This window comes from Sphingobacterium sp. UBA7855 (assembly GCA_002500745.1).
In the GTDB taxonomy this organism is placed as follows: Bacteria; Bacteroidota; Bacteroidia; order Sphingobacteriales; family Sphingobacteriaceae; genus Sphingobacterium.
The window spans coordinates 37,627-53,231 of sequence record DLST01000009.1 but is presented as its reverse complement, the minus strand read 5'-3'; the positions used below and the strand labels follow the sequence as shown (position 1 = coordinate 53,231).

Here is a 15,605-nt window from a genome sequence, read left to right as displayed (position 1 = left end):
CCAAGAATTCCGCTTGATCCCTTCTATGTACAACTTCACTTCCTTTTCTAATAACACTTCTAAGCTAAGCATACCTTCTATTTATAGCACGGCAAATCATTTATCGAGATCTGTAATGAAACTTTAAAATAAATACATTGCATTACTATGTATTTTGTTATATTTACCTCCATGAACAAAGAATTTATTGACAAATGGATTTCACAGCTAAAAAAAGGAAGCCTTTCTTTTGTTATACTCGGTGTCCTCGCTTACGAGCAAGAATACTACGGTTACGATCTTATCCAAGAGGTCAAGAAGAAAACCACCATTGATATTGCTGAAGGAACATTATACCCTTTATTAATTCGTTTAAAAAACGAAGGGTTGGTCGAATCGAACTGGGTTCCGCAGAAGACTGGGATTCCAAGAAAATATTACAAAATAACAAAGGAAGGCCAAAGTACCTTCTTAGAAATGAGAAGTTACTGGGCAGGCTTAAACCAACACTTAACCACCTTGACTCATGCATTATAACCAAATACATTTTACCAATAGATCCTCGGCTCAGCTTTATAAAAATTACATGTCAACAGCAACGGCTCTTGTCAAAAGATTAGCATTGGAGCAACGTCAGGATATATTATGCGAAATTAATAGCCACATATTTGAGGCTTTGCAACAGCAATTTCCCCAACAGTTAATCCAGGATACGACGCCTATGCAGCTCGAAGATATTTTGGAAAAGCTAGGTTTACCTGCGACCTTTATCTTAGAAATGATCTCCTCAGCCTCCTTAGGTCAGGCAGTAGCGCCTTCAACTGAACCGGCATCCCTCTTGAAGATGCCCATCATGCTTGCACGAGCGATAGTCAATTTGGTTTATTACACCACCTATACCCTGATGCTTATTGCTATATTTTTAGTAGTGGCCAAGTTTGTTGATCCACAGGGAGTAGGCTTTTTCTATGCGCCCAATAAGTTTTTCATATTCGGAAAACTTATTCTACAGCACGAAGAGGCCATACGGTATGAACAATTGGGCAATTATTTTATTCCAGTTCTTCTATTTATCATCACTGGGCTGTACTATTCTTCAACGCTTATTCTAAAAATCAAAAAATCTATATACCATAAATTATGAAAAGAACCTCACTTTTGCTCTTGCTATTAGGCAGTCTAACCAGCCCAATTTTAAAAGCCCAACAATTTAGTCCTATCCGGATGGACAGTCTGATGTCAATATTAGAAAGTAACCAAGTCTGGATGGGCAGTATTGCGATAAGTAAAGGAGACGAATTGCTCTACCAAAGGGCCATTGGAAATGCAGACATCGCCCAGAAAAAGAAAGCGAGCCCAGATACCCGCTATGGTATAGGGTCGATTTCAAAAACTTTCACAGCAACCCTTGTTCTAAAAACAGTGGAACTTGGCAAGCTAGGACTGAACCAAACATTATCGACTTATTTTAAAGACATTCCAAATGCAGAAAAGATCACAATTCATCAATTGTTAAATCATAGTAGCGGTGTTCATAGCGTCACCAACGACAAAGATTACCTAACATGGAACACTCAACCTCAAACTGAACAGGAACTTGTTGAACGCATTATCAAAGGTGGTGCTGAATTTACCCCTGGAAGCAAACATGAATACAGTAATTCAAATTATATTTTACTAACATATATCCTAGAAAAAGTATGGAAAAAAGATTACGCTGCGCTCCTGAAAACGTATATCTGTGGACCATTGAAATTGGAACAGACCACATTTGGGCGACCACAAAATAATAGCGGTGCTGTTAGTGAATCCTATCGATTTACGCAAGAATGGATCCTTGAACCACACACCCACAACTCTGTTCCCCTCGGTGCGGGGGCAGTTTGGTCAACGCCAACAGATCTAGACAAATTTTTCAATGGTTTATTCAGCCATAAAATAATCAATGCGGCGAGCCTCGACGCCATGAAAAAAATAGATCAAGGTTATGGACTTGGCTTATTCCAGTTGCCGTTCTATGAGCATATGGGTTTCGGACATACCGGCGGAATCGATGGCTATTCTTCTGTAGCTGGGCATTTCGATGATGGTAATTATAATGTCGCTATCATTAGTAACGCCAACAATTATAATAATAATGAAATCCTAAAGTTCAGTTTAGGTGAACTTTATAAAAAGTCCTTGCCACTACCGGATCTTACGGAAGTACAATTGACAGACGAAGAAATTAATAGTCTTGTTGGCGAATATAAAAGCGAACAGCCTCCAATCCAGATAAATATTGCCCGAGAAGGAAACAAAGTGTTCGGACAGGTTATTGGTCAACCGTCGTTTCAGCTGAAAGCAAAGGATAAAAACACGCTGATTCAACCGCAATTTGGTGTAAAAATAGTTTTCGAGCGCAACGAAAACAAAATGACACTCTACCAAAATGGACATACACTTGTTTTGAAGAAATAAGGAGACATTGTTGCTAGTGCGCGTAGCTATACAACTTGATTAATGAATATACCCCATTTGCTATCCATATCTTCCCTATTCATCAAATTGTACAATCTAAAAAGCAGGATTTTATTTAAATCTTGCTTTTTAAGTTTCATATTTCACGATTTGTCTAAACAGACATTATTGTTACAGGGGGAATTCAAAATAACTATAGTGCATATTTAAAACAATTCCCAAATCAAATTGACCGGTTTCGATATCTTAAATCACAATACGCAAAATTATTGGGGCAGTCAAGGCAATAGAACATATTTTGGAAATTCACTTACGCTGAAACAATACTTTATGATGGGTTATATTCATAAATTTAATATTGTAAAAACAAAGAAGTAGCTCATTTAAGATCCAAACCGTGTCTACAAGACATATTCTTGGGGATTAAATCAATACCTTCTCTTTTGCAAAAGAGGTCATTTGAGCGCTGGTTTAAACCTTGTTGTATATCCTTTGGGTTTCCTTGATAACAGCTATGCTATAGCGTTGCTATCTATTTGGTATTTCGTTGCTATCTGATTACTATAAGACCAAATAATAGGTAACGAAACAGCAAAGGATAGGCAAAGAAACAGCAACGAAATAGCAGAGAAACAGCAAAGGATAGGCAGAGAAACGGCAAAGAAATGGCAGAAAAACAGCAAAGGATAGGCAAAGAAATAGCAAACCAATACGCCAGTAGTACCAGCGAAGGTAGCAATAAGAAACAAGAAATGATCGTTAAAATCTTTCAATATTTGATATCCTTCTTTTCATTTCTTCAACTTCAGAACGTGACAATTTTCGCTGTTCAGCATAACTATCAGCATCCTGCTCTTTCAATTTGCGCAGACCCTTTCGGCTATCCGCTTCATAATCGTTAACATCAAAAGTCACTGAATCTGCTGTTAAATTGGCTATACGATAGAGTGTACGCATCGTTTTACCATCCTTCGGATAAGAAACCTCATACACATCACCTACTTTTGGATCTTTCAGGTATTTTTCTTTCTTTTTTGCACCTGAAATCCCAGCTATAACAATAGCAGCTACTAAAAGTCCAATCAGCATTAAACCCGTAAAATAACCGATAGGTGTTTTACGGATAGTTCGTGAAGACAGGGATTGAAGTGTCTGTGGCTTAATTTCAGATTGGTAGCTCAACTTTTTGCAATGATTGCAAATCATAATAATCTGCGCAGAATAGGGAAATATGGGTATCCAAAAAATATGAAAATACTTAATCTGTCTATAGGCAAAGAGAGACTGAGCCGTGCCACAATAATCACAGTCACCTACTGCCGATTGCGATTTGTTAGTTAATACCTTGGTTCGTGTGCCAAAAATAATCATAGTATGATGCATTTTAATTTCTATATAATCGAAATACAAAAATCCTACCCAATTCCGAGCAGAATATACAAGGATTTACAATTCGCAATCCGGCGTTTACGATTCGCACCTACCCATCAATATCCTAATAGGCGCCATATTGCAAAGTCCAGATGAAAGCTTTCCGCAAAAAAGCAGCTTCCGTTTTTTATCCATACTACATCAGCTCATCTAAATTTCGTCATTCTGACTCAAAAATTACAAAAAAGCTAAAAACAAAGTATAGTTATCAGGTAGATTTTATATATTTGCATTAACATTTTTTAACACATGAAACAGCATATACAGTATACCCTTGAAAAACGAATGTCCTAAGGGGATGTTTTACAAGTAAATTCAAATATCTCCGATAACCCATCTGAAACAATACACTCACTATTATAATTAGTATGACAAAAAACAACATAAATTTTGTCGTAATGGCCGCGCTTTGTCTAAGTTCTGGCGCACTATACGCACAAAACACTATAAAAGGAAAGGTAGTTGACAATAACAACAATCCTATTCAAGGGGCTACTGTCACCGAAACGACCAGTAAAAAACAAGTACAGACAGATACAAATGGTCTATTTGAGTTACCTTCTTCTGGCAGATCGCTAAATATCAATATACAATATATAGGCTTTGAAAGTAAAACGGTTCAAACTAATCCGACAGGCTTTACCACAGTTCAACTTGTGCCTTCAACTGCCCTGTTAGATGAAGTGGTCGTAACGGCTTTAAATATATCCAAGGAAAAAAAGACGTTAGGATATTCTATTCAGGAACTAAAGGGAAAAGATCTTTCCGAAGCTAAAGAAAGTAATCTCGTAAACTCCTTAGCTGGAAAAGTTGCTGGGGTTCAGGTAACAAATAGTCAGGGCAATATGGGTTCTTCGAGAATTATTATCCGAGGAGAGACCTCCATAGCCGGAAACAATCAACCTTTATTTGTGATTGATGGAACACCTGTTGATAATTCCCAGCTGGGAACGAGTGGTAACCGTGACTATGCAAATGCAATTTCAGATATCAACAGCGAAGACATCGAATCCATAAGCGTACTAAAAGGGCCCAATGCGGCTGCGTTGTATGGTTCAAGAGCCGCCGCTGGGGTGATTTTGATTACGACAAAAACTGGAAAAAAACGCAAAGGATTGGGGATAAATATTAATTCAAATAATACCATTGAACGGCTTGCCGTTCTACCCGATTATCAAAATGTATTTGGACAAGGTGCCAATGGAAAGTTCAGCTATGTCGATGGTAAAGGTGGCGGTATCAATGATGGTGTTGATGAAAGCTGGGGGCCAAAAATGGATGGCAGACTCATCCCGCAATTTTATTCAAAGGGTGAAGCAGTACCTTTCTTGCCACATCCAGATAACGTACGCAGCTTTTTTGGAACAGGAAGAACATTAAACAATGGAATATCTATTGCCGATGCCACAGATAAAGTTGATTATCGTTTTTCGTATAACAATAGTAATCAAACAGGAATTATCCCAAATTCTTCGATTGAAAAAAACAACTTCAATATCAACACACGTTATAAAATCACGGAAGATCTGACACTTACAGCAAATGCAAATTATGTACGTACAAACTCAGGTAATTTACCAGGTGTAGGGGGCTTTCGCTCGAACGGCTATATGCTCCAATTTACCTGGTTTGGCAGACAGGTCGATGTTTCCCGTTTAAAAAATTATCGGGATGAAAACGGTAACCTTGTCAATTGGAACAATAGTTATTATAGCAATCCATACTTCATCGCAGAGGAAAATACTGTACAGCAACAACGCGACCGAATTTTTGGAAATGTTGGTTTAAATTACAAGATCAACGAGTTTTTGACAGCCAACTTCCGTACTGGTAACGATTATTATACCGATCGTAGAAAAATACGGATTGCTTATGGTACCAATGGTACACCCTACGGCTCCTATGAAGAAGATGCTTATACAGTAAATGAAAATAATACGGAGTTTACTTTAAACTACAATAGACCGCTTTCAACAGACTTTACGCTGGATATATTAGCTGGAGGTAATATACGTAGCCAATCGCGGCAACGCAATAACCAAAAAGCCCCGCGTTTAGCTGTACCTGATGTCTATACGCTAGCAAACTCTAGAGATGCCTTGATTTCAACAGGTGAATATAGCCCATTGAAGGCCTACAGTATTTTTTCATCGGCGCAATTAGGGTACAAAAATTATGCATTTTTGAATCTAACAGCTCGAAACGACTGGTCTTCCACTTTGCCAGTTGACAATCTTTCGTATTTCTATCCGTCTGCAAACGCTAGCATAGTCCTGACAGATGCATTCGCTATTCAAAGCGATATATTGTCTTTCTGGAAATTACGGGGGGGCTGGTCCAAAGTAGGTAAAGATACAGACCCTTTTAGTTTAATTGATTCTTATCTATTTAGTGCACCATACGGAAACAACCCACAATTATCGGTCAATGACATTAAGAAAAACCCAGACCTAAAACCCGAAACAACCACCTCAACTGAACTAGGTACCGAACTGGCTTTCCTAAAAAATAGAGTGCGATTAGATTTAAGTTTATACGACATCAATAGTATCAACCAGATTTTAGCCGTTGATGTGAGTCCATCGACAGGTTATAAGAAGAAACTCATGAACGCCGGAAAGATCAACAATAAGGGGCTTGAAGTTCAATTAGGTGTTACGCCGGTGAAAAAACAGGAATTCCAATGGGATATCAATGTCAACTTCGCAACAAATAAAAGTAAAGTTGTAGAATTAGACAATGACGGATTATTACAAAGTTATACGATCGGATCATCAGGAACCGTGCAAGTTTTGGCCGCAGTCGGAAAACCCTATGGGACTCTTTACGGAACTGGCTTCTTACGAAATGAAGCGGGTCGCCTTATCGTGAACGCAGACGGGACACCTGCCACTGATCCAGTGAATCACTATTTTGGCAAATTTACACCAGATTGGTTGGGCGGTATTACAAATCAATTCCGTTACAAAAACTTTGATTTAAGCTTTTTGATAGACATCAAGCATGGGGGCAAACTCTACTCAGGTACGAATGCGACTGGTAGAGGAACTGGGGTATTGGCCTCGACTCTCCCTGGAAGAGATGCTGAACATGGCGGACTGAGTTATACAGTTAACGGGACAACCTATGATGATGGTATTATCGTAGATGGCCTAAATGCAGACGGTTCAGAAAATACGAAAGTTGTATCGGCACAACAATATTATAAAACGCTATATAGAACCAATGAAGCAAATGTATTCGATGCTTCTTATGTTAAATTGCGCGAGGTAAAACTAGGTTACCAATTTCCAAATCATTGGATTTCCAAAATCGGCTTTCAGGGAGCCTCATTCTCTTTAGTAGCTCGAAACCTATGGATTATCCATAAGAATGCCCCTAATATTGATCCAGAAACAGCCTTTAATACAGGCAATGCACAAGGTTTGGAAAGTTTACAGTTACCGACCACAAGAAGCTTTGGCTTCAATTTAAATCTTAAGTTTTAAGCAACTGAAATCATCGCTGCCTAATGCAGTTCGATTTCTTACTAGCGAACAATTGAAGAACAAATAATTATTTTGAGCATGAAAATAAACAGCAAATATATAACAGGACTTATTCTCTTACTGGGCCTAACCACGTCCTGCAAAGATGAATTAGCAAAAGTCAATCAAAATCAGAATGAGGCAGAAAATCCTCAACCTGGCTACCTTCTCACAAGCGCGATTAAAACAACAGCCGACAGCTACTGGGGCGTAAGCAATAATCTTGCTTCTAGCCTGTTGTTTGTACAACATTGGGCTAGAATCCAATACACGGACCCCGACCGCTATATTTTCACAAACAATGATTTCACAGAAGGATGGTCAACCTGGTACTCAAAGAGCATCAGCCAATTAAAGATCACGCAAAAATTAGCAGCAAATAGCGGCAATGACAACTACAAGGGCGTAGCACTTATCTTGCAGTCATGGGTATTTTCATTACTGACAGATGCCTATGGAGATATTCCTTATACTGAAACAGGAGACATTGATGCTTATTTGACCCCTCGTTACGACGCACAGGAAAATGTTTATAAAGGCCTATTGAAAGATCTCAAGAACGCACAAAGTTTATTAAAAGTTGATGGTGAGGCTATCCAGGGTGATATTATTTATGAGAATAAAATCGTTAAATGGAAACGTTTTGCGAATTCACTCAGATTGCGCTTTGCATTACGTATTGCTGACCGCCTACCGGATCTAGCCAAAACTACATTGCAGGAAATCGCAGCAGAAGGAAGTGGTTACATTAGCTCCAATGAGGATATCGCTCAGCTGATCTACCGCGATGCTCCTTATCGCAATCCCGTCAGTGCATCTTTTGAAGCAAGAGAGGATTATCGCGTGAGTAAAACAATGGTAGATAAGCTTGTCGAGTTAAACGATCCACGCTTACCTATTTATGCGGATGCAACAGACAAACCGACTAAGGAGCAATATGTTGGTCTCCCAAATGGCCTCACTTCAAGTGAGGCTAGCAGTATTGGTTTTGATCTTACATCCCGACCAGGAAAATATTTCCGTGAGCCAAAAGCTCCTGCAGTGATCTTAAGTTATTCGGAGGTTCTTTTTGATCTTTCCGAGGCCGTAAGCAGAGGATTTATTACGGGTGATGCAGCAGATCTCTACCAAAAGGCCATTCGAGCATCTTTTGAACAATACAAAGTCAGTAATAATTTAATCGATGCCTACCTTAGTCAATCATCAGTAATTTTCGACCCCAATAACTATAAAAAGTCAATTGGCGAACAAAAATGGATTGCTTTATATGGGCAAGGTTTAGAAGCATTTGCCGAATGGCGTAGATTGGATTATCCTAAGTTAACACCTGCAAAACAAGGTGCTTTGGGCGGAAAAATCCCTTTGCGCTTTCTATATCCCGGAACAGAACAATCTCTCAATGGAGCTAATTACCGAGAAGCCATAGCACGCCAGGGTAGCAATACGTTGTTAACTAAACTGTGGTTTGATGTAGAATAAATAGATATCAACAGAACTAAAAGCGGAGAAAGCACAAATTTTTTCCGCTTTTTTTTTGAATAGATTTCTTACCTTAGTATAGGACTTTAACGATTTAAATGCCATGGATGATCAAACATTAGACAGAATAGACCAACTCAGCGAAGAAGGAAACATTCAATGTGACGAAGGCAACTATCAGGAAGCGATCCGCTTGTGGACCGAAGCACTTGATTTGGTCCCAAGTCCGCAAAATGTTCACGCAGAAAGCCTCTGGCTCGAAGCCTCTATAGGAGATGCTTTTTTCTTACTCGACGACTTTACCAATGCGCTCTCCCATTTTGAAAAAGCAAAACAAAATATCATCGAAAATGCTTACGAAAATCCGTTTATTATGTTGCGGTTAGGACAATGCTACCTACACGACGATAATAGTGAGCTGGCTCAGGAATATCTTCTCCGGGCTTATATGATGGAAGGAAAAGATATTTTCGAGGATGAATCCCCCAAGTACCTTACATTTTTAAGTAATAATATCGATTTAGATTGATAATTATCAATCTAAATCGATGGCTTCTTCACCTTTCATCGGCACACCAGATGCCATAACTGCGGCGTCGACAGCAAATACAGCTTAGTATTTTTGGCCTTTCTGCTTTGTTTCACTTTATCGTTAATAATCTCGTTCTCGAGAAGTCCTGCTTAATGGCTCCGATGCCAATTTCGTTGCCTTTAGAATAAGTAAAATTCTCACACATCGTCTGATCAAAGTAAATATCTAGCGAACAGATTATTTTTCCAAAAAATAATGATCTAATTTGATAGCAGACAGCAGTGCATTCACTGCTAAACCAGCCTTAAAATCCAACAATAACTACTAAAAAAAATCAAAAAAAGAGCACATTGATGTTGTCACAATTATAAAATAAACTATATTTGCACATTAATTTATATTTGATCTAAATAAATTACCATGAAGAATAGAACACGCTATATGATGTTCAATTGTGGAATCTTTTTGCTTTTAAGTGCCAAGCTAAATGCACAAGAAATACCCCTTGTTGTAAAAGACCGAGAAAATAAACCATTAAGGCAAGCGAATATCAAAGTTGATGGAAAGAGCGTAGGATATTCCAATCAATTCGGGCAATTCAATTTTGCAAAAAAAAGTTTAAGCAATACTATTCAATTACGGGTATCCTATACAGGCTTCTCTCCGGTTGAAAAAATGGTGAATTTAGATACCGTTCAACAACCCTTAATCATTCAGCTTAATTCTACCCAAGTTTTAGATGAGATCATTGTAACAGTAGGACGTAAAGCGGAAAGCATCTCCACTGTACCTTCTTCAGTTTCTATCTTAACGACAAAGGAGATTGAAGCCCAAAGCCAAATCACCACTAATCTTTCCACTATTTTGGGTAACACCATTCCTGGACTTGGAACTGCGACAAACAAAGCAACCAACTCCGGCCAGACCCTCCGTGGACGATCTGTATTGGTTTTGATTGATGGAATTCCACAATCCACCCCCTTGATGAATGGACAACGTGATCTCCGCACCATTGACGCAAGCGTCATTGAGCGAGTTGAAGTCATCAAAGGTGCTACTTCCATCTATGGAAATGGATCCGCAGGAGGCATTATCAATTACATTACGCGCACCCCGTCAAAAGATGCTGCACCGATTCAGGGAATGACTAGTCTGCGAACAACATTTAATCCCGTCAACAGCGCGGGTACCATGGGATATCGCATAGGCCAAACATTATATGGTCAAAAAAACAAATGGAATTATACTGTAAGCGGTTCGGCCGATTACGTTGGACTGCAACGCGACGGCGACGGTGTCCCCCTTGGTCAGACTGACGGTCTTTCGAACACCTATCAATACAACGCATTCTTAAAGGTTGGTTACCGCATCGATAGTAGTTCTAATATAACGGCAGTGTACAACTTCTACAGAAGCAATCAACACAACAGGTACATCAGCCAGGCAGGTATATATGGACAGACTCCTACGATAGGAGTAAAAGGCGAAGATCCAGGTAAACCTGCTGGAACTCCCTACAACCACAATGCCATGCTGACCTATAACAAAAACAATCTCTTTGCCTCCACATCTTTAACGGCATCAGCGTACTACAATACGTTTCGCTCAATGAATCGTTATGTCGAGAAAGCTTCTGCATGGTATGGTCCGGGACAAACACAAATCAATTCGGAGAAAAAAGGATTACGCGTTAATCTCAACACGCCATTTCAGCTATTGGGATCCAATGCGGACATTACCTATGGTATAGACTTATTAAATGATGTGACAGATCAGAATCTGACTGATGGAAGGGTTTATATCCCCTATATGAATATGTTAAACATTGCTCCATACGCCCAAGTTAAGATTGATTTCCTAGAAAATTTAATCTTTAAAGGCGGTGTGCGCTATGAAAATGCAACCGTAAAAATCAAGGACTTCAATACCATTGCTACAGGACCCAATAACGAGGGAAGTATTGCTGTAAAGGGTGGAAAGATCCCTTACAAAGGAGCAACCTTCAATGCAGGCTTACGTTATAACAAATATGCAATTTTTAACCCTTTCATTAGTTTCTCACAGGGTTTCGCGATTAATGAACTGGGTCGTATCGTACGCAGAGCAACAGATAATGACCTAGACAGCCTAAAAACTGATCCGATCATTACCAACAATTATGAAATAGGATTTTCAAGTAATTATAGTATTTTCCAACTATCCGCCGCCTACTACTACAGTACATCTAAAATGGGAGTCGAACTCGTTGATATCGGTGGTTACCTGATGCCCCAACGTCTGCCAGAGGATGTATATGGATATGAAGTTGCATTAAGCGCTAACATTTCACAGCAATTGACCATTGGCGGAACTTATGCCTATGTAGAAGGGAAATCCAAAAAGGACGACGGAACAAAGTCCTACCTCAATGGCTCACGTATTTCTCCCAAAAAAGCAACGGGATATATTTACTACACGCCAATCCGACCCCTTACCTTTCAGCTTTTTTGGGTACATACAGGGTCACGGTACAGATTCCTTCCCAACGAAAAAGGAATATACAAAAACAGCGAGGGACCGGTCAAACCTGTTGATGTATTTAATTTAAATAGTAACTACTATATCAATAAACAATGGTCTATTGGTATGGGAATAGAGAACTTATTTAATAAAAATTATTATCCTGTCGTTAGTCAATACCGTGCCCTAAATGAAGAGTATGTAAAAGGACAAGGGATGTTGGCTTCGTTTAACATCAACTATAAATTTTGATATGTTTAAAACTGTCACCCTTTGGTTGCATAAATGGCTCGGAATCATTACCGGTGTTGTCGTCACCATCCTAAGCCTGACAGGCTGCATATACACCTTTCAGGATGAGCTCAAACTAGTGGCTTATCCTGAAAAATATTTTATCTCCGGCACCACCGGCCATCCAACCATTCCACTTCCTTTAAGCACGCTTCTTCACAATGCACAGAAAAGCCTTCCAACGGATGAGAAAATTACGCGAGTTGACCTTTATCCAACCAAGAACCGTACTTGGGTGTTTCGTGCTGTAAAAACTGACGAAAAAGCATTTGGTCACTGGAATTATTACAAATACTATAAACGCGTATTCGTCAACCCATACAGCGGGCAAGTACAACACGTTGAAAATTCAAAAACAGAATTCTTTCAGCTGACACTTCAGCTTCACCTTAACCTACTTTTGGGCAAGCGATTTGGCCATCCTATCGTCGCCTGGTCAACCGCCATCTTTATTATTATCCTACTGAGTGGCATCGTTCTTTGGTGGCCAAAAAAATGGAAAGGCAAGAATCTCAAGCGAAGTTTTTGGATTGATACCAAAGTTAAATGGAAACGACTCAACCACGATCTGCACAATGTCATCGGTTTTTATAGCCTATTCATAGGATTGATTTTTGCCATAACTGGACTTGCCTTTGCTTTCCCCGGCTTTAAAAAATCATACATCGCAACATTCAATGTATTGCAGTCGACAACTGCATCTTCTGGGCGCATTTCACCTGTGCCATTACCTACGGCAGAAAATCAGTTTCAGGACAATGCGTTGCGGTATGCACTGACAAATTATCCCACCGCTGAAATGATGTCTATACGATTGAAAAAAGATACGCAAACAGGAATGGATATTCAGGTACGCCATGATGAAAAACGAAGCGGGGTGTTTGATTGGCTCTATTTTGACAGAAGAGGCAATAATCTATACGAAATCAAGTCTAGCGAACAACTACACTACGGTGATAAGTTGGGCGCCCTTAATTATGATATCCACACAGGTAGCATAGGTAACATCTCAACAAAAATCATTGCATGCCTAGCTAGTCTCTGCTGCGCGTCCTTGCCCATTACCGGATATATCATCTGGATCAACAAAAGCAAAAAGAAGAAAAAGAAAGGTTATCCACACAATGTTAATAAGTACTGTTAATAAATGTATTTTTCTTATAAACAGGTTTTCAACAAGGTTATTAACATTATGTGGAAAAGTTAACCCAACATAGTTATCGGAATCAACAGCTCGTTTCGAATGAATATATCATGTAGTAAGCTAAATTGATCCAAATCACCATTATTGATCAAGCCATTTTTGAAACTTCGGGGACCGTTCCTCACTAACAATGACGACAATTCCTTCTGGGGTTGAAGGCATTAGCTCTAATTTGATCCGATTCCTGCTAATTTTTAACATGGACTGAATCGCATCTATCCGAACGAGAAATTTTCGATTGATCTGGAAAAAAACCATTGGGTCCACCTGGGTGACCAAATGGGTGATGGTATCTTCAATAATATATGCGATTCCCGATCCCTTTTCCACGGCATATAGCTCTTTGTCCTCCGCCATAAAATAAGCAATATCAGCAATAGCCAAGGACTTTAAAAAATTTCCGTACTTTACTAGAAACCGCTGTTTGAGTTGAGGTTCGATTTTGGGTAGTAATGGCTCAATACGATTCATTACCTGTTTCAGCTCATCAACGTCAAAAGGTTTTAACAAATAGGCATAACCTTTATTTTGATAAGCCTCCAAGGCATATTGTTCGTAAGCGGTCGTAAAAATAAGAGGAACATCAACAGCCACCTGCTTGAAAATCTCAAAGCTCAGCCCATCCATGAGGTGAATATCCATAAAAATCAGGTCGAATTGATGTCTATTGATCGTCGTCACCGCCTCCTGAATCTCTTTTGCATTGGAAAAGGTAAATATAGTTTCGCCGTATAGCGAGTTCAGCATTTCCTTTAAACCAACGAAAGCCCAGTCTTCATCTTCGACAATCAGTATTTTCCATCCCATGGGTTGAATGTAATAAAAAATCCATTTCCTTAAAAAGAAAATGGATTAATATATATAGGATTTAAAAAAAATCAATTATTTCAACAGATCGGGATTATTGTTGATGGCTTCCTGTGGATAACGAATGACATAACGAGGATCATTCTGCTGTAAGGTTACCGTTCTGCCGAAGCTACTATGGGTGATCGTCGGTCTGGTCGTCCGTTTTAGATCATACCAACGTAATCCTTCAAGTGCCAGTTCGCGCTTGCGCTCCAACATGACCGCATCTAGCAATTGCTCCTTTGATAAACTAGCGTCAGCTTTAGATTCTGTGGTATATGCAACTGCGCTGAATCTGTTTTTCTTTAATGCCGAAAGATATTTCAATGCTTCTGCGGTATTTCCCAGACGAACGTAACATTCGGCCATAGTCAAATAAAGATCGGCATTTCTAAAACTCACATTGAAACGATTTTCACCGCCTTTGAGCGATACATAATTACTGCCACTTTTTTGGAAATAACGGCCTTTTCTCAAATCACCATCTGAGTATGCCGATAACAAAGAAGGCGAGATAAACGAGCTTGAGCGAACTTCAGGAACGGACACCTTTTCCAGAGCCATAATCATCTCTGCTGATTCAAAATCGTTCGGAAGTTGACTTCCAGCAACATTCAGATCAATCAGTTTGTCATTTATAGCCAAAGCTTTTTTAGCAGCATCAATCGCTTCCTGCCACTCTCCACGATACAAATGAACACGTGAGGCCATCGCATACGCAGCGCGTTTACTAAAGCGATAATTAGCGCCTTTTGCCTGATCATCGACAGTCAATAAAGCTGTTCCTTTTTCCATATCCGTCAGGATCTGCGCATAAGACTCACCAATGGTCGCGGGAACAAAACGTTGTTCCAGGTCAATCTTTGTCGATAAAGGAACACCCCGAAGCCCTGTATTACCCGCTGAATAGACCTCACTGTAAAGATTTAACAACTCAAAATGAGCATAAGCACGCATCAGGTAAGCTTCACCTTTAATCTGATCTACCGTGGCATTACTTCCTAATTTTTCATCGATGGTGCTGATGATCTGATTGGCATAAAAAATACTGTTGTAAAATGCCAAATAGGGATAAGCGATTGTTGTTGGATCAGGATTTTGATCGTTCCAAAGATAGATATCTTTGGTTCTAGCAGCATCAGTTGAACTTTCATCCAACAATAGTTCATCTGTACGCAAAGACAAATAGGACTTATGTGATGGAAAGCCTAGATAACTGCTTGTAATCAGTCCTCTAAAATCACTTTCCGAGCTGGGGATAACGGTCCCTACCGGTTGTATATCTAAATATTTATTGCAGGAAGCCAATGCACTAGCGGCCATGATCATTCCAAAATAAATTATCTTTTTCATT

Annotated in this window: 11 protein-coding genes; 8 read left to right on the top strand and 3 right to left on the bottom strand. The window is 39.4% G+C overall.

Features of this window, described 5'->3' with window-relative positions; translation table 11 throughout:
* Positions 1 to 147 precede the first annotated feature (147 nt).
* From B2107_RS06385 to B2107_RS06375, 3 genes are read left to right on the top strand one after another with little or no spacing between them, the layout of a single operon-like run.
* Positions 148 to 516, top strand: coding sequence for a PadR family transcriptional regulator (locus B2107_RS06385; protein ID WP_293954173.1), 369 nt, complete (start codon positions 148 to 150; stop codon positions 514 to 516).
* 49 nt (positions 517 to 565) lie between these two features.
* A complete protein-coding gene (locus B2107_RS06380; RefSeq protein ID WP_293954171.1) occupies positions 566 to 1,123 on the top strand; it encodes a hypothetical protein in 558 nt (185 codons plus the stop codon).
* Positions 1,120 to 2,439 carry a serine hydrolase domain-containing protein gene (locus tag B2107_RS06375; protein ID WP_293954169.1) on the top strand — a complete coding sequence of 440 codons (1,320 nt, stop codon included), beginning with the start codon at positions 1,120 to 1,122 and terminating at the stop codon, positions 2,437 to 2,439. The genes B2107_RS06380 and B2107_RS06375 overlap by 4 nt, the downstream gene beginning before the upstream one ends.
* A 759-nt stretch (positions 2,440 to 3,198) precedes the next feature.
* On the opposite strand, the gene B2107_RS06370 is transcribed toward B2107_RS06375, so the two are convergent.
* A complete protein-coding gene (locus B2107_RS06370; protein WP_293954167.1) occupies positions 3,199 to 3,810 on the bottom strand; it encodes a zinc-ribbon domain-containing protein in 612 nt (203 codons plus the stop codon).
* Between the two features lie 428 nt (positions 3,811 to 4,238).
* Between B2107_RS06370 and B2107_RS06365 the strand changes: the two genes are divergently transcribed.
* From B2107_RS06365 to B2107_RS06345, 5 genes are all read left to right on the top strand, one after another.
* On the top strand, positions 4,239 to 7,358 hold the full coding sequence (locus tag B2107_RS06365) for a SusC/RagA family TonB-linked outer membrane protein (RefSeq protein WP_293954165.1): 3,120 nt from the start codon (positions 4,239 to 4,241) through the stop codon (positions 7,356 to 7,358).
* Positions 7,359 to 7,436: 78 nt separating this feature from the next.
* A complete protein-coding gene (locus tag B2107_RS06360) occupies positions 7,437 to 8,876 on the top strand; it encodes a SusD/RagB family nutrient-binding outer membrane lipoprotein (protein ID WP_293954163.1) in 1,440 nt (479 codons plus the stop codon).
* Between the two features lie 103 nt (positions 8,877 to 8,979).
* Positions 8,980 to 9,405, top strand: a complete 426-nt coding sequence (locus B2107_RS06355; protein ID WP_293954161.1) for a hypothetical protein — start codon at positions 8,980 to 8,982, stop codon at positions 9,403 to 9,405.
* A 423-nt stretch (positions 9,406 to 9,828) separates the two neighbouring features.
* Positions 9,829 to 12,159, top strand: coding sequence for a TonB-dependent receptor (locus B2107_RS06350; protein WP_293954159.1), 2,331 nt, complete (start codon positions 9,829 to 9,831; stop codon positions 12,157 to 12,159).
* A 1-nt stretch (position 12,160) separates the two neighbouring features.
* Positions 12,161 to 13,342, top strand: coding sequence for a PepSY-associated TM helix domain-containing protein (locus B2107_RS06345; protein ID WP_293954157.1), 1,182 nt, complete (start codon positions 12,161 to 12,163; stop codon positions 13,340 to 13,342).
* Positions 13,343 to 13,483: 141 nt separating this feature from the next.
* Here B2107_RS06345 and B2107_RS06340 read toward each other — a convergent pair whose 3' ends face one another.
* Together B2107_RS06340 and B2107_RS06335 are read right to left on the bottom strand one after the other, a co-directional pair.
* The gene (locus B2107_RS06340; protein WP_293954155.1) at positions 13,484 to 14,209 is read right to left on the bottom strand and encodes a LytR/AlgR family response regulator transcription factor; all 726 of its coding nucleotides are present in this window, start codon (positions 14,207 to 14,209) and stop codon (positions 13,484 to 13,486) included.
* Positions 14,210 to 14,284: 75 nt separating this feature from the next.
* Positions 14,285 to 15,604, bottom strand: a complete 1,320-nt coding sequence (locus B2107_RS06335; protein WP_293954153.1) for a RagB/SusD family nutrient uptake outer membrane protein — start codon at positions 15,602 to 15,604, stop codon at positions 14,285 to 14,287.
* Position 15,605: the final 1 nt, after the last annotated feature.